The following is a 23,266-nucleotide window of genomic DNA, read 5'->3' on the forward strand; positions in this document are numbered from 1 at the left end:
CAGCGCACCCCTCAGAGCTTGATCTCGATGTCGACGCCGGCCGGAAGGTCCAGGCGCATCAGCGAGTCAACGGTCTTCGGCGTCGGGTCGAGGATGTCGATCAGGCGCTTGTGGGTACGCATCTCGAAGTGCTCGCGCGCGTCCTTGTACTTGTGCGGCGACTTGATGACGCAGTACACGTTCTTCTCAGTGGGCAGCGGCACCGGGCCCGCGACCGACGCACCAGTGCGGGTCACCGTCTCGACGATCTTCTTCGCCGAGGTGTCGATGACCTCGTGGTCGTAGGCCTTGAGCCGGATGCGGATCTTCTGTCCCGCCATGGCTACTTCGTAGTCCTGTCTCTCGTAACGCTCTGGACCCCGTGGATCCCGTGCCCCCCTCACCCCGTCGGGCCGACCCACGCGGTCGGGCGTGTCGTGCCCCTACTCGAATTTCTCCGAATGAGGTTTTCCTGGGGAGGAAGAGGCGGTATGACCCACCGGGTGCCCTGGCTGGAAGCCCCTCCTGCGCTTCCCGGAAGATTCCCGTATTTCCGTCCCTGATAAGGGACGACGAATACGCTGGGACTCGCTTCCGGTCCTCCCGGCGGGAGGCGCACAGCATCGGCACTCAACCGAGCAACCTGGACAGTGTGCCACAGTGCGTTTGGGTCACGCCAACCGGCGTCACGCCCGGGTTGACCGGCGGCCACGGGCCTCGTCGGCCCCTCCGGAGCCCGGCAGCGACCCTGTGGTGGCCCGACGGCGTTCCAGTCGCGCAGCATTACCAGACTCCCCCCTGGCTCCGCAAGCCCTCGATGCCGTGACAGAGAGATACGGCCGACCGCTTTTCGGGTACGGGCGCGGGGTGCGGGTGTGACGGACGTTACGGCGCGGGGCGAGCGCGGGCGGGTGGTGACATCGTGCCGGGAACACCCTTGCGCGGTGTCGCACGTACTTGCCTAGCGTGACTCCTTGGACGGGCCGGAGGCAGGCAGAAACCGGGCGGGGGGAGGCGCGCGCGATGGGGGCCGGAGACGGCGAGGGCCGCGGGGGCGGCCGGGGCGGCGGCCAGGGCGACGTCAACTGGAACAAGGAGTCCCTCGATCTGATCGAGAAGGGGCTCAAGAAGGCCATCGGGGAGCTGAAGGAGTCCGGCAGCTCAGCGACCTCCTCGGTCCAGGGCGCGGGCTTCGAAGAGCTGTCCCTCACGCACATGGAGGCGGGGCACCCGGGCCTGGCGGGGGACTTCGAGGACTTCTGCGAGAGGTGGGAGTGGGGCGTGCGCGCCCTGGTCCAGAACGCGAACGGCCTGGCGCAGCGCCTCGGGCTGGCCGCTGGCATGGCCTACGAGGAGGACCGGTACGCGGCGGGGACGTTCAAGATCGCGCTGAACTCGGCCTCCTACACCGGCAACCCGCACGCGAGCGAGGAGGACGTCGCCGAGCAGGGCTGGGGCGACATCATGACGCCCGACGCGCCGGACTACAGCGCCGAGTCCTTCGAGCGTGCGGGCGACGACATCGGCCAGGACTGGAAGGACACCGCAAGGGAGGTCACCTCCACGGGGCGCGGCGGCATGTACACGGATCTCGCCCAGGAGATGTCCGGCGTCAGCGACGAGCAGGTCGAGGAGCAGCGGGACGAGTGGTTCGGCCCCTCCCCCGAGGAACGGGCTGCCGGGAGACACGCCGGGGAACAAGGGGGCGAGGGCTGATGGGGTGGCGTGACTTCGTACCCGACTCCATCGAGGACAAGGGCGAGGAGCTTGTCGAGGACGCGGGCGACAACATCGAGGGCATCGGCAACTGGGGCGCCGACCGGCTCGACGAGGCGGGCTGGGAGGGCGGCGCCGACTGGGTGCGGGGCACGTCGCGCTCGGCGGCGAACAGGCTCGGCGCCGAGGTGGCCGAGCTGCAACTGGACCAGAGCGACGACCCCACGAAGCTGGTCTACGGCAGCCCCGGCAAGCTGCGCGCGACCGCTGGCCACCTCACGGACTTCAAGTCCGCGTTCGACGACGTCGCCAAGGGCCTGGGCGGCCTGCACGAGGGGACGCTGAGGGGCAAGGCAGCGGACGCCTTCTGGGAGAAGGTCGGGCTGGAACCGGCCAAGTGGATCAAGGCCGCTGACGCCTGCGAGAAGGCCGCCGGAGCGCTGGAGGACTTCGCGCACACGGTGGAGTGGGCCCAGGGCCAGGCCCGCGAGGCCATCGCCAAGTACAAGGACGGCAAGAAGAAGGAGGGAGCGGAGCAGCTCGACGAGGCCCGCGCCCAGCGCGACGCGGCGGCGGCCCGCGCGCGCAGCGCCGTACAGGCCGCCCGTGACGCGGCCCCGCCCAAGCCCGACTACGCGGACCAGGCCGGCGACGGCCTCACCGGCATGCAGCTCGACGCCACCCATCTCGCCGGGGGCATCGTCAAGGGCACCGCGGGCCTCAACAACTTCGTGCGCGGCATCAACCCGCTGGACCCGTACAACGTCACGCACCCCGCCGAGTACGCCACCCGCCTCAACTCCACAGTCACCGGCATCGCCCGCGTCGCCAACGATCCCGTCGGCACCGGCAAGCAGATGTGGGACACCTTCCAGAAGGACGGCGCCGAGGGCCTGGGCCGCCTCTTCCCCGAGCTGCTGGGCACAAAGGGCCTCGGGATGGCGACGAAGGCGGGGCGGGCTGGGAAGCTCGCGAAGGAGGCGTCGGAGGGGCGCGGCGCGCTCCAGGAGAAGGGTCCCGCGCAGTCGGCGCGGAAGACCGAGGAGACCCCGTCCAAGAACTCCGACCCCATCGATCTGTCCACGGGGCGCATGTATCTGCCCCAGACCGATCTGGCACTCGCCGGGGCCCTGCCGCTCGTCTTCACCCGCCGCGTGGAGTCCGGCTACCGGCTGGGGCGCTGGTTCGGCCCGTCCTGGTCCTCGACGGTCGACCAGCGGCTGGAGATCGACGCGGAGGGCGTCGTCCTCGTCGCGGAGGACGGCCGCCTGCTGTCGTACCCGCACCCGGCGCCCGGCGTCCCCACCCTGCCGTCGGCGGGCGCGGCCCGCATGCCGCTGGAGCGCACCCCGGACGGCGGCTACACGCTCACGGACCCCGACACGGGGTGGACGCGGCACTTCGCGCCCCCGGAGGACACCTCGTACGGGGGCGGCGCGGCCGGGAGCGTCGCGCCCGGGGACGGCACGGCCCGGATCGAGCAGCTCACCGACCGCAACGGCGCCGCCATCACCTTCGAGTACGCCCCGGCCACGGGCGCGCCCGCGCGGCTGGTCCACAGCGGCGGCTACGAGGTGACGCTGACGACCGAGGACGGCCGCGTCACGGCGCTCGGCCTCGTACAGCCCGACGGCACCGTCCAGCGGGTCCTGTCCTACGCCTACACCGACGGCGACCTGACCGCCGTCACCAACTCCTCCGGGCGCCCCCTGCGCTTCGAGTACGACGACGAGCGCCGCGTCATCGCCTGGACCGACACCAACGGCCGCCGCTACGACTACGTCTACGACAACCTGCACCGCTGCATCGCCGAGGGCGGCACCGAGGGCCATATGCAGGTCCGCGTCGACTACGACGGCACCGACGCGGCGAGCGGTCACCGGGTCACCACGCTGACGACCGCCTCCGGGCACGCGACGCGGACCCTCTTCGACGGGCACGGCCTGGAGTCCGGCGAGATCGACCCGCTGGGCCACCGCACCGCCACGGAGCGGGACGCGCACAACCGCCCCCTCTCCCACACCGACGCACGGGGCGGGACGACGACGTTCGCGTACGACGAGGCGGGCCGCCTGGCCGGGGTGACACGCGCCGACGGCACGGCGACGTCCGTCGTCCGGAACCGTCTGGGCCTCCCCACCGTCGTCACGGACCCGGACGGCGCCGTCTGGCGCCAGGAGTGGGACGAGCGCGGCAACCGCACCTCCCTCACGGACCCCGCGGGCCACACCACCCACTACACGTACGACGGCCGCGGCCACCTCGCGACGGTGACCGACGCGCTCGGCGCGGTGACGCGCGTGCGGTGCGACGCGGCGGGCCTCCCCGTCGAGATCACCGACCCGCTGGGCGCGGTCACCCGCTACGCGCGCGACGCCTTCGGCCGCCCCGTCCGCGTCACGGACCCGCTGGGCGCGGTCACGGAGCTGTCCTGGACCATCGAGGGCAAGCTGCTGCGCCGCACCACGCCGGACGGCGCGACGGAGCGCTGGGAGTGGGACGGCGAGGGCAACTGCACGCGCCACGTCGACGCGGCGGGCGGCGCGACGACGTACGAGTACACCCACTTCGACGCCGTGACAGCCCGCACGGGCCCGGACGGCGTCCGGCACGAGTTCGCGTACGACACCGAGCTGCGGCTGACGGAGGTGCGGAACCCACAGGGCCTGACCTGGTCCTACACCTACGACCCGGCGGGCCGCCTCGTCGCCGAGCGCGACTTCGACGGCCGCGAGCAGCGCTACGAGCTGGACGCGGCGGGCGCGCTGGTGCGCCGTACGACCCCGTTCGGCGAGGAGATCGCGTACGAGCGGGACGCGCTGGGCCGCATCGCGCGCAAGGACGCGGCGGGCGCGGTCACCACGTACGCCTACGATCCGGCGGGCCGCCTCATGGAAGCGACCGGCCCGGATGCCTCGATCCGCTACCAGCGCGACAAGCTGGGCCGCGTCAGAACAGAGCTGGTCAACGGCCGCGCCCTCACCCACACGTACGACGCGCTGGGCCGCCGCGTCCGCCGTGTCACCCCGACGGGAGCCGTCTCCACCAGCACGTACGACGCGGCGGGCAACCGCACCTCGCTGACGGCCTCGGGCCACACCCTGGACTTCGCCAACGACGCGCTGGGCCGCGAGACGGAGCGCCGCATCGGCCCCGAGGGCCTCACCCTCACCCAGACGTGGGACCCGTCGGGCCTGCTGACCTCCCAGTCACTGACGGCTCCGGACACGGACCCGGTCCAGCACCGCGCGTACACCTACCGCCCCGACGGCTACCTCACGGCCGTGGACGACCTCCTCGCGGGGCGCAGCACCTTCGACCTGGACGCGGTCGGCCGCGTGACGGCGGTGCGCGCACGGGGCTGGACGGAGCGGTACGCCTACGACGAGGCGGGCAACCAGACCGACGCGTCCTGGCCCGCTGACCACGCCGCGCCGGAGGCGACAGGGCCCCGTACGTACGCGGGCACGGCGATCACGTCGGCGGGCCGGGTCCGCTACGAGCACGACGGCGCCGGGCGCATCACCCTCCGCCAGAAGGCCCGCCTCTCGAAGAAGCCGGACACCTGGCGCTACGCCTGGGACGCGGAGGACCGCCTCACCTCCGTGACCACGCCCGACGGCACCGTCTGGCACTACGCGTACGACCCCCTGGGCCGCCGCGTCGCGAAGCGCTCCGTGACGGAAAGCGTCGACTTCACCTGGGACGGCCCCACCCTCGTCGAACAGACCACCCACGCCCCTGCCCTCCCCCACCCCGTCACCCTCACCTGGGACCACCAGGGCTTCACCCCGCTCACCCAGACGGAACGCCTCACCGACGAGGCCACCCAGCGCGAAATAGACGCCCGCTTCTACGCGATCGTCACCGACCTGGTGGGCACTCCGACGGAACTGGTCGACGAACGGGGCACCATCGCCTGGCGCACCCGCTCCACCCTCTGGGGCACCACGACGTGGAACACCGACGCCTCCACCTACACCCCTCTCCGCTTCCCTGGCCAATACCACGACCCTGAAACGGGCCTCCACTACAACTACTTCCGCCACTACGACCCAGAAACGGCACGGTATCTTTCTCCGGATCCGCTGGGGCTGGAGGCGGCACCGAATCCGGGAACCTACGTACGCAATCCGTCCACGTGGTCGGATCCTCTCGGGCTGGCTCCCGGCCCCTGTCCAGAAGAGGGAACGGGGTACGGACCTACCGACCCGCCCGCCCGCACCGTGGGGCCGTGGACGCTCGGGGACATCGGTCGTGGCGCCTACGGACTCCGCCCGCGCCACCTCGGAGACCGCCTCGAAATCCATCACGCCGACCAGATGCCGGGCTCCCCCATTCATGAACTGGACCAGAACGTGCACCGTGGCCCTGGAACCGACCTGCATCGCAATCTCTGGAATCAGGGAGTTACCCCGGAAATGCGCGCCGAAGACACCCGGCTTCACTGGTGGTACCGTTCACAACAACAAGGATGGGGCCATTACGGGCCAGATCTGTGGTACGACAATTGGCCGAGCTAATCCCCGCTCACCATAGGGGTATATATGGAATTCGAAGAGTTTGAGGAGAAACTTCGGGCTGCTCAGCAGAAGCACGCCCCACCCGGCCGCCCTCCAGAACTCCACCCTTTCGACTCCTGGACGGCTTCCGACGAAGACATCGCGAGGGTACAGGAGGAGCTGGGGTCTACACTGCCGCGCAAATATACAGAATTCATGCGTCGCCACGGCGGCGGTCAGTTTCTTTTCGTTGATCTCCTGCCGGTCCTGAGTCACGATGGCACGGAAGATGACTTGGTCACCAGCAATCGGGAGATCAACGCAACTGGTTTCATCGCCGTCGCTCCCGTAGGCACCGGTGACTGGTGGGGCTTCCACTCGGTAAAGGGCGAGTGCGGTGACGAGGTGATCTTTCTGGACCACGAGGACGGCAGCACACAACTGGCGGCGGCCGACTTCCTGGAATTCCTCTCTGCCCAAGCACTCGGATGACCCCTACCTAGCCGGGAGCAAAGGAGAGACCCCTGAGGAGCCCCTTTAGCGCGCTCAGGACCGCGCTCACACCAGGGCGAGGCCGCGTCACATCCCCGTTCGGATGGCAGGTCCCGGAAACGCTTCGCTGGGTGGGCCCCGACCGCCTGCGCGCATTGATCGCGGAGGCCAGAAGCAAAGGGTTCAGCCGTAACGGAAAGCGCATCGACACCGAGGCCCTTCAAGAAGCCCGGTACGTCCTGATGCCGGTTCTTCCCGAGACGAACCCGGAGAAGAGCTGGATCTGCGAGCTGTTCGCCTACGACCCCGGCGCGGTGGGAGGGAAGCACTCGCCGCTGCGGCGGATCCCGCACCGCCTTGAGGTGCGGCCACACGTCTACGCGAGCCTCACACCGTTCCAGCCACGGGAGCAGAGCCAGCTCCTGCACGCCCTGGCATGGGAATTCACCTCACGGCCCGGGATCCCGCATCCCCAGGAGTGACACCGCACCCTGGGCCAGGGCCACGCCGTAACGAAACAGGCCTCACTACGGCTACAAGGTCGTCATCAACAAAAGGTGATGCGCGTGCGCGTCCGATTTGTAAAATCGAGAACGGAAGAACCTGCGGCTCTGTATGGGATCCATCCCCTCAGGGACGGAAAAGAGTATGTAGTGCTCGAAATTTTTGCCCCCCAGGGCAGAGACTCCCTTTTCCGCATCGAGTTCACCGAAGGGGAAGAGCCAGCAATCTTTGACAGCAGAATCTTCGAAGTGACGTCTTCGGATCTTCCGCCCACCTGGCGCTTTTTTCGAGGCGACACTGGATCATTCGCTCTGCGTCCGGGCCCATGGAGCCGCCCCGGGTTCTGGGAGGACTACTACGACCGTGTCCCCGGCGCAGTCGAGACGTACGAAGCGGAAAAACGCAAGATCCTTGCCGCCTCATAGCTGAGCCCCCACACACGCGAAGGGCCCGCACGGCGCAAAGCCGTGCGGGCCCTCACGGGACAGCCGGAGCTGTCAGCGCCCAGAGGCGTGGGGGGTCACTTGACGATCTTGGTGACCTGGCCGGCGCCCACGGTGCGGCCACCCTCACGGATGGCGAACTTGAGGCCCTCCTCCATGGCGACCGGCTGGATGAGCTGAACGCTCATCTCGGTGTTGTCGCCCGGCATGACCATCTCGGTGCCCTCGGGGAGGGTCACGACGCCGGTCACGTCCGTGGTGCGGAAGTAGAACTGCGGGCGGTAGTTGTTGAAGAACGGGGTGTGGCGGCCACCCTCGTCCTTCGACAGGATGTACGCCTGCGCCTCGAACTCCGTGTGCGGGGTGACCGAGCCCGGCTTGATGATGACCTGGCCGCGCTCGACGTCCTCGCGCTTGATGCCGCGGAGCAGCAGACCGACGTTCTCACCGGCCTGGCCCTCGTCAAGGAGCTTACGGAACATCTCGATGCCCGTGACCGTGGTGGTGGTCTTGTTCTCCTTGATGCCGATGATGTCCACGGTCTCGTTGACCTTGAGGACACCACGCTCGATACGGCCGGTGACGACCGTACCGCGACCGGTGATCGTGAAGACGTCCTCGATCGGCATGAGGAACGGCTTGTCGGTGTCACGCTCCGGCGAGGGGATGGCGCCGTCGACGGCGTCCATCAGCTCGACGATCGAGTTGGCCCACTCGGCGTCGCCCTCCAGCGCCTTCAGCGCGGAGACCTTGACGACCGGGACGTCGTCGCCCGGGAACTCGTACTCGGAGAGCAGCTCACGGACCTCGAGCTCGACGAGCTCCATGATCTCCTCGTCGTCCACCATGTCGGCCTTGTTCAGGGCGACCACGATGTACGGAACGCCGACCTGGCGGGCCAGGAGCACGTGCTCCTTGGTCTGCGGCATCGGGCCGTCGGTGGCGGCGACCACGAGGATGGCGCCGTCCATCTGAGCGGCACCGGTGATCATGTTCTTGATGTAGTCCGCGTGACCCGGGCAGTCAACGTGCGCGTAGTGACGGTTCTCCGTCTGGTACTCGACGTGAGCGATGGAGATCGTGATACCGCGCTGGCGCTCTTCGGGCGCCTTGTCGATGTTCTCGAACGCCGACGCCTCGTTGAGGTCCGGGTACTTGTCGTGCAGCACCTTGGTAATGGCGGCCGTGAGGGTCGTCTTACCGTGGTCGATGTGACCGATGGTGCCGATGTTGACGTGCGGCTTAGTCCGCTCGAACTTCGCCTTCGCCACTGGGGTCCTCCTGTGGACTGGTGCTGTACACCCTCCACATCGTGCGGAGGGGTTCAGGGGTTCTTAGAACTGGCCAGGACCCCGAGGGGGACGCCCTTGACCCGTTCGCTTGGATGGCCGGCGGCCGGGGCCCCGCCACGCACGCACCGGAGTGCGGTACGCGGCGGAGCGCCCCGAATGCCTTTGCTCCAGCCTAAAGGGTGCGCAACGAGGTGTTACTCGCCCTTGGCCTTCGCGATGATCTCCTCGGCGACGTTCTTCGGAACCTCGGCGTAGGAGTCGAACTGCATGGAGTAGTTGGCACGGCCGGAGGTCTTGCTGCGCAGGTCTCCGACGTAGCCGAACATCTCCGACAGCGGAACCAGACCGGTGACGAGCTTCGCTCCGCTCCGGTCCTCCATGGACTGAACCTGGCCACGACGCGAGTTGATGTCGCCGATCACATCGCCCATGTACTCCTCGGGCGTGGTGACCTCGACCTTCATCATCGGCTCCAGCAGGGCCGGGCTGGCCTTGCGGGCGGCCTCCTTGAACGCCATGGAACCGGCGATCTTGAAGGCCATTTCCGACGAGTCGACGTCGTGGTAGGCGCCGTCGAGCAGCGTCACCTTGACACCCGTGAGCGGGTAGCCCGCGAGCACGCCGAACTCCATGGCCTCCTGGCAGCCCGCGTCCACGGACGGGATGTACTCCCGCGGGATGCGGCCACCGGTGACCTTGTTCTCGAACTCGTAGCCGTCGCCCTCAAGAGGCTCGACGTCGATCTGCACCTTCGCGAACTGACCGGAACCACCGGTCTGCTTCTTGTGGGTGTAGTCGACCTTCTCGACCTTCTTGCGGAGCGACTCGCGGTAGGCAACCTGCGGCTTGCCGACGTTGGCCTCGACCTTGAACTCGCGCTTCATGCGGTCGACCAGCACGTCGAGGTGCAGTTCGCCCATGCCCGCGATGATCGTCTGGCCGGTCTCCTCGTCGGTGTTCACCTGGAAGGACGGGTCCTCCTCGGCGAGCCGCTGAATCGCGACGCCCAGCTTCTCCTGGTCGCCCTTGGACTTCGGCTCGATGGCGACCTGGATCACCGGGGCCGGGAACTCCATGGACTCCAGGATCACCGGGTTGCCCGCGTCCGAGAGGGTCTCACCGGTGGTGGTCTGCTTCAGACCCATGACGGCGACGATGTCACCGGCACCCACCGACTCGATCTCCTCACGCTTGTTCGCGTGCATCCGGTAGATCTTGCCGATGCGCTCCTTCTTGCCCTTCACCGAGTTGAGCACCTGGGTGCCCGCCGTGAGGCGGCCCGAGTACACGCGGATGAAGGTGAGCTTGCCCAGGTGGGGGTCGCTCGCGATCTTGAAGGCGAGAGCGGACATCGGCTCGTCCTCGGAAGGACGACGCTTCAGAACCTCTTCGGCGTTCTTGGGCGAGTGGCCCTCGATGGCCTCGACGTCCAGCGGCGACGGCAGGTACCGGGCGACCGCGTCGAGCAGGGGCTGCACGCCCTTGTTCTTGAACGCGGTGCCGCAGAACACCGGCGTGACCGTGGTCGAGCCCTCGGCGCCCGTGGAGGCGAGGGTGATGCGGCGGATGGCCGCCATGAGCTGCTCCTCGGTGGGCTCCTGGCCCTCGAGGTACAGCTCCATCATCTCCTCGTCGTTCTCCGCGACGGCTTCGAGGAGCTTGCCGCGCCACTCGTCGGCGGCCTCGACGTGGGTGTCGGGGATGTCGACGACCTCGTACGCCTCGCCCAGCTTGGCCTCGGCCGACCAGACCAGGGCCTTCATCTGGACCAGGTCCACGACGCCCTTGAAGTCGGCCTCGGCACCGATGGGGAGCTGCATGACCAGCGGAACCGCACCGAGGCGGTTCTCGATCATGTCCACGCAACGGTGGAACTCCGCGCCGGTACGGTCCAGCTTGTTGACGAAGCAGATACGCGGCACGCCGTAGCGGTCCGCCTGCCGCCAGACCGTCTCGGACTGCGGCTCGACACCGGCAACGCCGTCGAACACCGTCACCGCACCGTCGAGCACGCGGAGCGAACGCTCCACCTCGACGGTGAAGTCGACGTGGCCCGGGGTGTCGATGATGTTGATGGTGTAGTCATCGCCCGCGAGCGGCCAGTGACAGGTCGTCGCGGCCGACGTGATCGTGATGCCGCGCTCCTGCTCCTGCGCCATCCAGTCCATCGTGGCTGCGCCGTCGTGGACCTCGCCGATCTTGTACGAGACACCGGTGTAGAACAGGATCCGCTCGGTGGTCGTCGTCTTGCCCGCGTCGATGTGGGCCATGATCCCAATGTTGCGGACCTTGGCCAGGTCAAGTGAAGTGGTAGCCATAAGGCTTCAGTCTTCTCTCGGTCTCGATGGGGTCTGCGACTACCAGCGGTAGTGCGCGAAGGCCTTGTTGGACTCGGCCATCTTGTGGGTGTCCTCGCGCTTCTTCACAGCCGCGCCGAGCCCGTTGGAGGCGTCGAGCAGCTCGTTCAGCAGGCGCTCGGTCATGGTCTTCTCGCGGCGGGCGCGCGAGTAGCCCACGATCCAGCGCAGCGCGAGCGTGGAGGAACGGCCGGGGCGGACCTCGACCGGAACCTGGTAGGTGGCGCCACCGACACGACGCGAGCGGACCTCGAGGGTCGGCTTCACGTTCTCGAGCGCGCGCTTCAGCGTGATGACCGGGTCGTTGCCGGTCTTCTCACGCAGGCCCTCCATGGCGCCGTAGACGATGCGCTCGGCGGTGGAGCGCTTGCCGTTCAGCAGCACCTTGTTGATGAGGGAGGTCACCAGAGGAGAACCGTAGACCGGATCGATGATGATCGGTCGCTTCGGGGCGGGGCCCTTACGAGGCATTCTTACTTCTCCTTCTTGGCGCCGTAGCGGCTGCGAGCCTGCTTGCGGTTCTTGACGCCCTGCGTGTCGAGGGAGCCGCGGATGATCTTGTAGCGAACACCCGGCAGGTCCTTCACACGGCCACCACGCACGAGCACGATGGAGTGCTCCTGGAGGTTGTGACCCTCACCCGGAATGTAAGCGGTGACCTCGATCCCGCTGGTCAGACGCACACGCGCGACCTTACGCAGGGCCGAGTTCGGCTTCTTCGGGGTGGTCGTGAAAACACGCGTGCAGACGCCGCGACGCTGGGGCGATCCCTCGAGCGCGGGCGTCTTGTTCTTCTCGACCTTGTCCTGCCGGCCCTTGCGGACCAGCTGCTGGATCGTAGGCACCGTTTCTCCGGTTTCTGTGTGCCAGTCTCGGTAAAGCTAACCTGGGCCACTCCCCGACCCACGCGGTCGGGTGTGTCGAAGGCCGCAACGTCCACCGATTTTGGGGAAGTGCAGATTTCGGTCCGCCAGATCCGCTTACCGTGCGACTCAGCGCTTACGGAAGGGCAGGGCAGACCCCAGGCACAAGGTCAGAGCCTACCTACCGCCTCGCCCACGGTCAAAACAAGTACCTGGGCCGTGCGCCTCGACGGCTTCTCGACGGCTCCTCGAAGGCTTCTTCCCCGCTCACAGCAGCACGAGAACGAGCAGGATGAGCGCGAACCCGAGCCACCCCATCGCCAGCCCCGTGACCGCGGAGCCGTCCCCCCGCTCCCCCGTGCGACGGATCTCGGCCCGCGCCTTGTGCCCCAGGATGACCGCGGGCACCCCGCTCGCCCCGCACGTGAACGGGACCAGCAGCCCGCAGATGAGGGCGCCCGTGGAGGCCGCGTTCACGGGCCGCGGCGCCGGTCCCCACGGCCCGTAGGGGCCGGGCGGGCCGTAGCCGTACGGCGCCGTCCCGGGGCGCGGATACACCGTCGGAGGGCCGGCGCCGGGGCCAGGCCCGTGCGGCACGTCCCCGGTGAGCTGATGCAGCTCCGCCAGCGTCCGGGCCGCCATGGCCCGGCCCAGCCTGTGGTCGTATTCGGGCTTCGTCAGACGCCCCTCCGCGTAAGCGGCCTTGAGCACGTCCGCGGCACGCTCCCTGTCCGCGTCACCGGCCAGCATGGGCACCACCCCCGCAGCCCATACTGCACAGAGGGCGGCCACCCCCGGTAGGGGTGACCGCCCTCTGTGTCAGACCCGGACCCCGGCGCGTCTACGCGACGCGCCCGGGCCGTCAGGCGTTGTACGGACCGTAGTCGTAGTCCTCCAGCGGGACCGCCTGCCCTGAACCGGTGCCGAAGGGCGAGTAGTCGATGTCGTCGTAACCGACGGCCGAGTACATCGCGGCCTTGGCCTCCTCGGTGGGCTCGACCCGGATGTTGCGGTAGCGGGACAGGCCCGTACCGGCCGGGATGAGCTTACCGATGATGACGTTCTCCTTGAGGCCGATCAGGGAGTCCGACTTGGCGTTGATCGCCGCGTCGGTCAGGACCCTGGTCGTCTCCTGGAAGGACGCCGCCGACAGCCACGACTCGGTGGCCAGCGAAGCCTTGGTGATACCCATGAGCTGCGGACGGCCGGAGGCCGGGTGGCCGCTCTCCGCCACGACCCGACGGTTCTCACTCTCGAACTTCGTGCGCTCCACCAGCTCGCCGGGCAGCAGCTCAGCGTCGCCCGACTCGATGATCGTCACGCGGCGCAGCATCTGCCGGATGATGATCTCGATGTGCTTGTCGTGGATCGACACACCCTGCGAGTTGTAGACCTTCTGGACCTCGCCCACCAGGTGCACCTGCACCGCGCGCTGCCCGAGGATGCGCAGCACGTCGTGCGGGTTGGTGGCGCCCACCGTCAGCGCCTGGCCGACGGAGACGTGGTCGCCCTCGCCCACCAGCAGACGGGCGCGCTTGGAGACCGCGTACGACGTCTCGTCCGAGCCGTCGTCCGGGGTGACCACGAGCTTCTTGGTCTTCTCGGTCTCCTCGATGCGGACCCGGCCCGCCGACTCCGAGATCGGCGCGACGCCCTTGGGCGTACGGGCCTCGAAGAGCTCGACGACACGCGGCAGACCCTGGGTGATGTCGTCACCTGCCACACCACCGGTGTGGAAGGTACGCATCGTGAGCTGGGTGCCGGGCTCACCGATGGACTGGGCCGCGATGATGCCGACGGCCTCGCCGATGTCCACCAGCTTGCCGGTGGCCAGCGAGCGCCCGTAGCACATGGCGCAGGTGCCGACGGCCGACTCGCAGGTGAGGACGGACCGCGTCTTGACGGTCTCGACGCCGTGCCGGACCAGCTCGTCGATGAGCACGTCGCCCAGGTCGGTACCGGCCGGGGCCAGCACCTTGCCGTCGACGACGATGTCCTCGGCGAGGCAGCGCGCGTACACGCTGGTCTCGGCGTCCTCCGCCTTGCGCAGCACGCCGTCGGCGCCCTTGGAGGCGATCGCCAGCTTGAGGCCGCGGTCGGTGCCGCAGTCCTCCTCGCGGATGATCACGTCCTGCGAGACGTCCACCAGACGACGGGTCAGGTAACCCGAGTCCGCGGTACGCAGGGCGGTGTCCGCGAGACCCTTACGGGCACCGTGCGTGGAGATGAAGTACTCCAGCACGGAGAGACCCTCACGGAACGACGCCTTGATGGGCCGCGGGATGGTCTCGTTCTTCGCGTTGGACACCAGACCACGCATACCCGCGATCTGACGCATCTGCATCATGTTCCCTCGGGCGCCCGAGTCGACCATCATGAAGATCGGGTTCGTCTTCGGGAAGTTCTCGTTCATGGCCTCGGAGACCTCATTGGTCGCCTTGGTCCAAATCGCGATCAGTTCCTGCGTGCGCTCGTCCTTGGTGATCAGACCGCGCTCGTACTGCTTCTGGACCTTCTCGTCCTGGGCCTCGTAACCGGCGATGATCTCCGGCTTCGCGTCCGGGACGACGACGTCCGAGATGGCGATGGTGACACCCGAGCGGGTCGCCCAGAAGTAACCGGCCGACTTCAGGTTGTCCAGCGCCGCGGCGACGGTGACCTTCGGGTAGCGCTCGGCCAGGTCGTTGACGATCTGGGAGAGCTGCTTCTTGCCGACGCTGTACTCGACGTACGGGTACTCCTCGGGCAGCAGCTCGTTGAAGAGCGCGCGGCCCAGGGTGGTGCGCAGCCGGAAGCTGTCACCGGGCTGCCACTCGGGCTCGCCCTCCTCCGGCACCGGCGGCGTCCAGCCCGCGGGCGGGGTGGAGCCGACCGGGAAGCGGATGTCGACCTTCGCCTGGAGCGACAGCTCCCCGGCGTCGAACGCCATGATCGCTTCGGCGGTGGAGTTGAACGACCGCCCGTCGCCGATGGTCTTGCGCTGCTCCTCGTCGGTGGTGAGGAAGAACAGGCCCAGCACCATGTCCTGGGTCGGCATGGTGACCGGACGGCCGTCGGCGGGCTTGAGGATGTTGTTCGAGGACAGCATCAGGATGCGGGCCTCGGCCTGGGCCTCGGCGGACAACGGCAGGTGCACGGCCATCTGGTCACCGTCGAAGTCCGCGTTGAACGCGGTGCAGACGAGCGGGTGGATCTGAATGGCCTTGCCCTCGACGAGCTGCGGCTCGAACGCCTGGATGCCGAGGCGGTGCAGCGTCGGCGCACGGTTCAGCAGAACCGGGTGCTCGGCGATGACCTCTTCCAGCACGTCGTAGACGACCGTACGGCCGCGCTCGACCATGCGCTTGGCGCTCTTGATGTTCTGCGCGTGGTTCAGGTCCACCAGGCGCTTCATCACGAACGGCTTGAACAGCTCCAGCGCCATGGCCTTCGGCAGACCGCACTGGTGCAGCTTGAGCTGCGGGCCGACGACGATGACGGAACGCGCCGAGTAGTCGACACGCTTACCGAGCAGGTTCTGCCGGAACCGGCCCTGCTTGCCCTTCAGCATGTCGCTGAGGGACTTCAGGGGACGGTTGCCGGGGCCCGTGACCGGACGGCCGCGGCGGCCGTTGTCGAACAGCGCGTCGACGGCCTCCTGGAGCATCCGCTTCTCGTTGTTCACGATGATCTCGGGGGCACCGAGGTCGAGCAGACGCTTCAGCCGGTTGTTGCGGTTGATCACGCGGCGGTACAGGTCGTTCAGGTCGGAGGTCGCGAAGCGGCCACCGTCGAGCTGCACCATCGGACGCAGGTCCGGCGGGATGACCGGCACGCAGTCCAGCACCATGCCCTTGGGGCTGTTGCTGGTCTGGAGGAACGCGGAGACGACCTTGAGGCGCTTGAGCGCACGGGTCTTCTTCTGGCCCTTGCCGGTGCGGATGATCTCGCGGAGGCGCTCGGCCTCCTCGTCCAGGTCGAAGGTCTCCAGGCGCTTCTGGAGCGCGGCGGCGCCCATGGAACCGTCGAAGTAGGTCCCGAAGCGGTCGCGCAGCTCGCGGTAGAGCAGCTCGTCGCCCTCCAGGTCCTGCACCTTGAGGTTCTTGAAGCGGTTCCAGACCTCGTCCAGGCGGTCGATCTCGCGCTGGGCGCGGTCGCGGATCTGCTTCATCTCGCGCTCGGCGCCCTCGCGCACCTTGCGGCGCACGTCCGCCTTGGCGCCCTCGGCCTCCAGTTCGGCGAGGTCGCTCTCCTGCTTCTTGGCGCGCGCTTCGAGATCGGCGTCACGGCGCTGCTCGATCTGCTGACGCTCCACGCCGACGTGCGCCTCCAGGGAGGGCAGGTCGCGCGTGCGGCGCTCCTCGTCGACGTACGTGATCATGTACGCCGCGAAGTAGATGACCTTCTCCAGGTCCTTCGGGGCCAGGTCGAGCAGGTAGCCCAGGCGCGACGGGACGCCCTTGAAGTACCAGATGTGGGTGACGGGAGCGGCCAGTTCGATGTGGCCCATCCGCTCACGGCGCACCTTGGCGCGCGTGACCTCGACGCCGCAGCGCTCGCAGATGATGCCCTTGAAACGGACACGCTTGTACTTGCCGCAGTAGCACTCCCAGTCCCGGGTAGGACCGAAGATCTTCTCGCAGAAGAGTCCGTCCTTCTCGGGCTTGAGGGTGCGGTAGTTGATGGTCTCCGGCTTCTTGACCTCACCGTGCGACCACTGTCGGATGTCGTCCGCGGTGGCCAGGCCGATCCGCAGCTCGTCGAAGAAGTTGACGTCGAGCACTTGTCGTCAATCCCTCTTTCGGGGTTGTGCCCCTCGCGTTAGCGATAAATCGGGCGCTTCATCATGGTCTGAACGGGTCCGGGGAAAGCCGGCCGGAAATGGTGAGAGATCCGGCCGGCCAGCCCGTCAGACCTCTTCGACGCTGCTCGGCTCGCGCCGGGACAGGTCGATACCGAGCTCCTCCGCCGCGCGGAAGACGTCCTCGTCGGTGTCGCGCATCTCGATGGACATGCCGTCCGAGGACAGCACCTCCACGTTGAGGCAGAGCGACTGCATTTCCTTGATGAGCACCTTGAAGGACTCGGGAATGCCCGGCTCAGGGATGTTCTCGCCCTTGACGATGGCTTCGTAGACCTTCACGCGGCCGGTCACGTCGTCGGACTTGATGGTGAGCAGCTCCTGAAGCGCGTACGCGGCGCCGTACGCCTCCAGGGCCCACACCTCCATCTCACCGAAGCGCTGGCCACCGAACTGGGCCTTACCACCCAGCGGCTGCTGGGTGATCATGCTGTACGGACCGGTCGAGCGGGCGTGGAGCTTGTCGTCGACCAGGTGGTGGAGCTTGAGGATGTACATGTACCCGACGGAGATCGGGTCCGGGAACGGCTCGCCGGAACGGCCGTCGAAGAGCTGCGCCTTGCCGGACGGCTGGACCAGACGGTCGCCGTCGCGGTTCGGGACCGTGGCCTGGAAGAGGCCGGCGATCTCGTCCTCGCGCGCACCGTCGAAGACCGGGGTCGCGACGTTGGTGCCGGGCTGGACCTCGTCCGCGCCGATCTCCGCGAGCCGCTGCGCCCACTCTTCGTCGATGCCCTCGACGTTCCAGCCGCGGCTGGCGAGCCAGCCGAGGTGGATCTCCAGGACCTGGCCCGGGTTCATCCGGGACGGGACACCGAGGGGGTTGAGGATGATGTCGACCGGGGTGCCGTCCTCCAGGAACGGCATGTCCTCGACCGGCAGGATCTTCGAGATGACGCCCTTGTTGCCGTGCCGCCCCGCGAGCTTGTCACCGTCGGTGATCTTACGCTTCTGCGCGACGTAGACGCGGACGAGCTGGTTCACGCCCGGGGGCAGCTCGTCGCCCTCCTCGCGGTCGAAGACGCGGACGCCGATGACCTTGCCGGTCTCGCCGTGCGGCACCTTGAGCGAGGTGTCACGGACCTCACGGGCCTTCTCACCGAAGATCGCGCGCAGCAGGCGCTCCTCGGGGGTCAGCTCGGTCTCACCCTTGGGCGTGACCTTGCCGACGAGGATGTCGCCCGCCTCGACCTCGGCGCCGATGCGGATGATGCCGCGCTCGTCGAGATCGGCGAGGACCTCTTCGGAGACGTTCGGGATGTCCCGGGTGATCTCCTCCGGGCCCAGCTTGGTGTCACGGGCGTCGACCTCGTGCTCCTCAATGTGGATCGAGGAGAGGACGTCGTCCTGGACCAGCCGCTGGCTGAGGATGATCGCGTCTTCGTAGTTGTAGCCCTCCCACGGCATGAAGGCCACGAGCAGGTTCTTGCCGAGCGCCATCTCACCTTCGTCGGTGGACGGGCCGTCGGCCAGCACCTGGCCCTCGATGACGCGGGCCCCCTCGTCCACGAGCACCTTCTGGTTGAAGGAGGTGCCCTGGTTGGAGCGGGTGAACTTGGCGATGCGGTACGTGGTGTAGGTGCCGTCGTCGTTGGCCACCGTGACGTAGTCGGCGGAGACCTCCTGGACGACACCCTCCTTCTCGGCCTTGATGACGTCACCGGCGTCGACCGCGCAGCGGTACTCCATGCCGGTGCCGACGAGCGGCGACTCGGCCTTGATGAGCGGCACGGCCTGGCGCATCATGTTCGAGCCCATGAGCGCGCGGTTGGCGTCGTCGTGCTCCAGGAAGGGGATCATCGCGGTGGCGACGGACACCATCTGGCGCGGCGAGACGTCCATGTAGTCCACGTCGTCGCCCGGGATGAGGTCGACCTCGCCGCCACGGCGGCGGATCAGCACCCGGTCCTCGGCGAAGCGCATGTCCTCGGTGAGGGGCGCGTTCGCCTGGGCGATCACGAAGCGGTCTTCCTCGTCGGCCGTGAGGTAGTCCACGTCGTCCGTGACGGTGCCCTCGATGACCTTGCGGTACGGGGTCTCGACGAAGCCGAAGGCGTTGACGCGGCCGTAGGAGGCGAGCGAGCCGATCAGGCCGATGTTCGGGCCTTCGGGCGTCTCGATCGGGCACATGCGGCCGTAGTGCGAGGGGTGCACGTCACGGACCTCGAAGCCCGCGCGCTCACGGCTCAGACCACCCGGGCCCAGCGCCGAGAGGCGGCGCTTGTGGGTGAGACCCGAGATCGGGTTCGTCTGGTCCATGAACTGCGAGAGCTGGCTGGTCCCGAAGAACTCCTTGATGGAGGCGACGACCGGCCGGATGTTGATCAGGGTCTGCGGCGTGATCGCCTCGACGTCCTGCGTGGTCATCCGCTCGCGGACGACGCGCTCCATACGGGCCAGACCGGTGCGGACCTGGTTCTGGATCAGCTCGCCGACGTTGCGGAGGCGACGGTTGCCGAAGTGGTCGATGTCGTCGGTCTCGATGACGATCGTGTCGCCCTCGGCGGACTGCGACTCGGTCTCGCCCGCGTGCAGCTTCACCAGGTACTTGATCGTCGCGATGATGTCGGCGTTGGTGAGCACGCCGGAGTCCAGCGGCTCGTCACCGCCGAGCTTCTTGTTGATCTTGTACCGGCCGACCTTGGCGAGGTCGTAGCGCTTCGGGTTGAAGTAGAGGTTCTCCAGCAGCGTCTGCGCGGCCTCGCGGGTCGGGGGCTCGCCCGGACGCAGCTTGCGGTAGATGTCGAGCAGCGCGTCGTCCTGGCCCTGGGTGTGGTCCTTCTCCAGGGTGGCGCGCATGGACTCGTACTGGCCGAACTCCTCAAGGATCTGCTCGTTCGTCCAGCCGAGCGCCTTGAGCAGGACGGTGACCGACTGCTTGCGCTTGCGGTCGATGCGGACACCGACCATGTCGCGCTTGTCGATCTCCATCTCCAGCCAGGCACCCCGGGACGGGATGATCTTGGCGGAGTAGATGTCCTTGTCGGACGTCTTGTCGATGGAGGAGTCGAAGTAGACACCCGGCGAGCGGACGAGCTGCGAGACGACGACACGCTCGGTGCCGTTGATCACGAAGGTGCCCTTGTTGGTCATGAGCGGGAAGTCGCCCATGAAGACCGTCTGGGACTTGATCTCGCCGGTCTCGTTGTTGGTGAACTCGGCGGTGACGAAGAGCGGGGCCGCGAACGTGAAGTCGCGCTCCTTGCACTCGTCGATGGAGTTCTTGGGGGGCTCGAAGCGGTGATCGCGGAACGTCAGGGACATCGACCCGGAGAAGTCCTCGATCGGGGAGATCTCCTCGAAGATCTCCTCCAGACCGGACTTCGTGGGGACGTCCTGTCCACTCTCCAGCGCAGCCTCGACGCGCGACTTCCAGGCGTCGTTGCCGAGGAGCCAGTCAAAGCTCTCGGTCTGGAGCGCAAGGAGATTCGGAACCTCAAGGGGCTCCCTGATCTTTGCAAAAGAGATACGCAGCGGTGCGGTGCTGGCGCCGTTGTTCGAATTGGCAGTCGAGGCAGTGCGCGAGGCGGCCAAGAGGGGGTCCTTCCGAGGGCTCGGACTCTCTACGCGCATACCGGTGCCCCTGGTGACGGGCAGGGAGCAGCTAACAGGCAGCGCAAAGGGTCAGTGTAGCCACAAGGCACACTGATGTCCAGAGCGGATTTCCGGGGACCGGGTCAAGCCCCAGTCCCCGCCTCTGGCCGGGTGGCAATCGCTCCTCCGGGAGGTCCGTTCCCCTTGTTGTTCTTCTGCGCCGCTTCCGCTCCGGCGGCCTCGGATCGCCGGGTCGGATTCTGCTTGCCGCAACACTTCCCGCTCCGCGCCCGATCCATGCCTCGGATCCACCCCGGATCCACCTCGGATCCCGGATCGGTGTGACGACGCGTCCCGAGAATTGCGCGCTGCGTGCCGTTCGTCAAGGCCCCCAGGGCAACGAAGATCACCATACCTGCCCATCCCCCGCGGGGCGCGCAACCGTGGCTGCGACGCCAAAGGGCGACCACCCATACGGGTGATCGCCCTTCGTTGCCGGGTCATCGGACCCGGTGAGTCAGAGACTCAGGGTCACTTGACCTCGACGGAGGCGCCGGCGCCCTCGAGGGACTCCTTGGCCTTGTCGGCGGCGTCCTTGGCGACCTTCTCGAGGACCGGCTTCGGGGTGCCGTCCACGAGCTCCTTGGCCTCCTTGAGACCCAGGGAGGTCAGCTCACGCACGACCTTGATGACCTGGATCTTCTTGTCGCCGGCGCCGGTGAGGATGACGTCGAACTCGTCCTGCTCCTCGACGGCCTCGGCGGCGGCGCCGCCACCACCCGGGGCGGCGACAACGGCGGCGGCGGGGGCCGCGGCCTCGACGTCGAACTTCTCCTCGAACTTCTTGACGAAGTCGGAGAGCTCGATGAGGGTCATGTCCGCGAACTGCTCCAGCAGCTCGTCCTGGCTGAGCTTCGCCATGATGGCGGTCCTTCCACTAAGTCGGCTGGTGCCGGGTGTACATGTCGGCGGGCTTTCGGGCCCGCGGACCGAGTGCGAACTGCGTTACTCGGCCTCGGCGGGAGCCGAAGTCTCGGCACCGCCCTGCTCCTCGACCTTGCTGCGAAGCGCGTCCGCGGTGCGGGCGAACTTCGTGAGCGGAGCCTCGAAGGTCGCCGCGGCCTTGGCCATGGACGCCTTCATGCCACCGGCCAGCTTGGAGAGCAGCACCTCGCGGGACTCGAGGTCCGCGAGCTTCTTCAGGTCGTCGGCGCTGTACCGCGCGCCGTCGACGATGCCGCCCTTGATCTCAAGAGCGGGGTTCTCCTTGGCGAAGTCACGGAGACCCTTCGCCGCCGTGACCGGGTCACCGGTCACAAAGGCGACGGCAGACGAGCCCGAGAAGAACTCGTCGAGCTCGCTGATCCCGGCCTCATTGGCCGCGATCTTGGTCAGCGTGTTCTTCACCACACGGTACTGAGCGTTCTCACCGAGCGAGCGGCGCAGCGTCTTGAGCTGCGCCACGGAAAGCCCGGTGTACGCGGTGACCACTGCGGCGTTGGAGTTACGGAACCGGTCCGTGATCTCCTCAACGGCGTCAATCTTGTCAGGTGCGACCTGCTCTCGCGCCATGAGCCTCGGCCTCCTTCCGGGTGATGAGGACCGCTCGGAAGGGGCTGGACAAACGAAACGCCCCAGCGCAGGCGCATGGGGCGTAGCTCGACCGGAACGCGCGTACATGACGCACGCGTACCGGGAGTGCTTCCTCATTCACCTGCGCGGGCCGTCCGCAGCTAGCGGATCCTTCGGTCGAAGCGCTCTCTGAGCGAGCACGACGACGACCAGCGGTCTTTGGCTTCTCGTCGAGAGTACGCGAGGGGTACCGGAAGCACCAAATCGGGTCCTCATACCCGTCGCGTACGGGGATCATGCGGCGGCAATGCCGAAGGGCCGGGTCCCGCTCTCCTGGGAGGGAGAAGCGGAACCCGGCCCCTACGTGGCACATGACGCGCCGCGCGCGGTCAGAGGGGACCTCAGAGGACCTCAGACGGCGGCGGGGTCCTCCTCGGTGAGGAGGTTGCGGGTGCGGTTGCCGTCCAGCGGGATGCCGGGGCCCATCGTGGTGGTGATGGCGGCCTTCTTGATGTACCGGCCCTTCGCCGCGGACGGCTTCAGACGGTTGATCTCCTCAAGGGCCGCGGCGTAGTTCTCGACTAGCTGCTTCTCGTCGAAGGACACCTTGCCGATGATGAAGTGGAGGTTCGCGTGCTTGTCGACGCGGAACTCGATCTTGCCGCCCTTGATCTCGGTGACGGCCTTGGCGACGTCCGGGGTGACGGTGCCGGTCTTCGGGTTCGGCATCAGACCACGCGGACCGAGCACGCGGCCGAGGCGGCCGACCTTGCCCATGAGGTCCGGGGTGGCGACGACGGCGTCGAAGTCCAGACGCCCCTTGGCGACCTCCTCGATCAGCTCGTCGGAGCCGACGATGTCGGCCCCGGCGGCTTCCGCTGCCGCTGCACGGTCACCGGTCGCGAAGACCAGGACCCGGGCGGTCTTACCGGTGCCGTGCGGCAGGTTCACGGTGCCGCGGACCATCTGGTCGGCCTTGCGCGGGTCGACGCCCAGGCGCATGGCGACCTCGACGGTCGCGTCGAACTTGGCTGCGGAGGTCTCCTTGGCGAGCCGCACGGCCTCCAGCGGCGGGTACTGCCGCGTCCGGTCGATCTTGGCGTCCGCGTTGCGGAGGGACTTGCTGCGCTTCACTTCTGCTCCTGGCAGTAGTCCTCGCGGCTCTCGGGCCG

General features: G+C 67.8%; 15 protein-coding genes. 4 read left to right on the forward strand and 11 right to left on the reverse strand.

Features of this window, described 5'->3' with window-relative positions:
* Positions 1 to 11 precede the first annotated feature (11 nt).
* Positions 12 to 320 (reverse strand): 30S ribosomal protein S10, encoded by a 309-nt coding sequence (gene rpsJ / locus ACWGJ2_RS16535; RefSeq protein WP_159481494.1) that lies wholly within the window; start codon positions 318 to 320, stop codon positions 12 to 14.
* A gap of 682 nt (positions 321 to 1,002) precedes the next feature.
* On the opposite strand from rpsJ, the gene ACWGJ2_RS16540 reads away from it, so the two are divergent.
* From ACWGJ2_RS16540 to ACWGJ2_RS16555, 4 genes are all read left to right on the forward strand, one after another.
* Positions 1,003 to 1,695: a hypothetical protein gene (locus ACWGJ2_RS16540; protein ID WP_453346796.1), complete on the forward strand. Its 693-nt coding sequence runs from the start codon at positions 1,003 to 1,005 to the stop codon at positions 1,693 to 1,695.
* Positions 1,695 to 6,218, forward strand: a complete 4,524-nt coding sequence (locus ACWGJ2_RS16545) for a putative T7SS-secreted protein (RefSeq protein WP_453346797.1) — start codon at positions 1,695 to 1,697, stop codon at positions 6,216 to 6,218. Before ACWGJ2_RS16540 ends, ACWGJ2_RS16545 begins: the two co-directional genes overlap by 1 nt.
* Positions 6,219 to 6,242: 24 nt before the next feature.
* The gene (locus tag ACWGJ2_RS16550) at positions 6,243 to 6,689 is read left to right on the forward strand and encodes an SMI1/KNR4 family protein (protein ID WP_453346798.1); all 447 of its coding nucleotides are present in this window, start codon (positions 6,243 to 6,245) and stop codon (positions 6,687 to 6,689) included.
* 242 nt (positions 6,690 to 6,931) lie between these two features.
* Positions 6,932 to 7,171, forward strand: a complete 240-nt coding sequence (locus ACWGJ2_RS16555; RefSeq protein WP_453346799.1) for a hypothetical protein — start codon at positions 6,932 to 6,934, stop codon at positions 7,169 to 7,171.
* Between the two features lie 542 nt (positions 7,172 to 7,713).
* On the opposite strand, the gene tuf is transcribed toward ACWGJ2_RS16555, so the two are convergent.
* The 10 genes from tuf to rplA all read right to left on the reverse strand — a co-directional run bounded on the left by tuf (position 7,714) and on the right by rplA (position 23,228).
* Entirely contained in the window at positions 7,714 to 8,907 is a 1,194-nt protein-coding gene (gene tuf, locus ACWGJ2_RS16560) for an elongation factor Tu (protein WP_453346800.1), read from the reverse strand.
* A gap of 215 nt (positions 8,908 to 9,122) precedes the next feature.
* Entirely contained in the window at positions 9,123 to 11,246 is a 2,124-nt protein-coding gene (gene fusA, locus ACWGJ2_RS16565; protein ID WP_453346801.1) for an elongation factor G, read from the reverse strand.
* 39 nt (positions 11,247 to 11,285) lie between these two features.
* Positions 11,286 to 11,756 (reverse strand): 30S ribosomal protein S7, encoded by a 471-nt coding sequence (gene rpsG, locus ACWGJ2_RS16570; protein ID WP_453346802.1) that lies wholly within the window; start codon positions 11,754 to 11,756, stop codon positions 11,286 to 11,288.
* Between the two features lie 2 nt (positions 11,757 to 11,758).
* On the reverse strand, positions 11,759 to 12,130 hold the full coding sequence (gene rpsL, locus ACWGJ2_RS16575; protein ID WP_003948652.1) for a 30S ribosomal protein S12: 372 nt from the start codon (positions 12,128 to 12,130) through the stop codon (positions 11,759 to 11,761).
* 285 nt (positions 12,131 to 12,415) lie between these two features.
* The gene (locus ACWGJ2_RS16580; protein ID WP_453346803.1) at positions 12,416 to 12,898 is read right to left on the reverse strand and encodes a DUF1707 and DUF4190 domain-containing protein; all 483 of its coding nucleotides are present in this window, start codon (positions 12,896 to 12,898) and stop codon (positions 12,416 to 12,418) included.
* Between the two features lie 112 nt (positions 12,899 to 13,010).
* Positions 13,011 to 16,910 carry a DNA-directed RNA polymerase subunit beta' gene (locus ACWGJ2_RS16585; RefSeq protein ID WP_453346804.1) on the reverse strand — a complete coding sequence of 1,300 codons (3,900 nt, stop codon included), beginning with the start codon at positions 16,908 to 16,910 and terminating at the stop codon, positions 13,011 to 13,013.
* Between the two features lie 126 nt (positions 16,911 to 17,036).
* Positions 17,037 to 20,522, reverse strand: a complete 3,486-nt coding sequence (gene rpoB, locus ACWGJ2_RS16590) for a DNA-directed RNA polymerase subunit beta (RefSeq protein ID WP_453346805.1) — start codon at positions 20,520 to 20,522, stop codon at positions 17,037 to 17,039.
* A gap of 531 nt (positions 20,523 to 21,053) precedes the next feature.
* Positions 21,054 to 21,443 (reverse strand): 50S ribosomal protein L7/L12, encoded by a 390-nt coding sequence (gene rplL, locus ACWGJ2_RS16595; RefSeq protein WP_453346806.1) that lies wholly within the window; start codon positions 21,441 to 21,443, stop codon positions 21,054 to 21,056.
* Between the two features lie 84 nt (positions 21,444 to 21,527).
* Positions 21,528 to 22,094, reverse strand: coding sequence for a 50S ribosomal protein L10 (rplJ, locus tag ACWGJ2_RS16600; protein WP_453346807.1), 567 nt, complete (start codon positions 22,092 to 22,094; stop codon positions 21,528 to 21,530).
* Between the two features lie 411 nt (positions 22,095 to 22,505).
* A complete protein-coding gene (gene rplA, locus ACWGJ2_RS16605; protein ID WP_453346808.1) occupies positions 22,506 to 23,228 on the reverse strand; it encodes a 50S ribosomal protein L1 in 723 nt (240 codons plus the stop codon).
* Positions 23,229 to 23,266 lie beyond the last annotated feature (38 nt).

It is taken from the genome of Streptomyces sp. NPDC054796 (genome assembly GCF_053611545.1).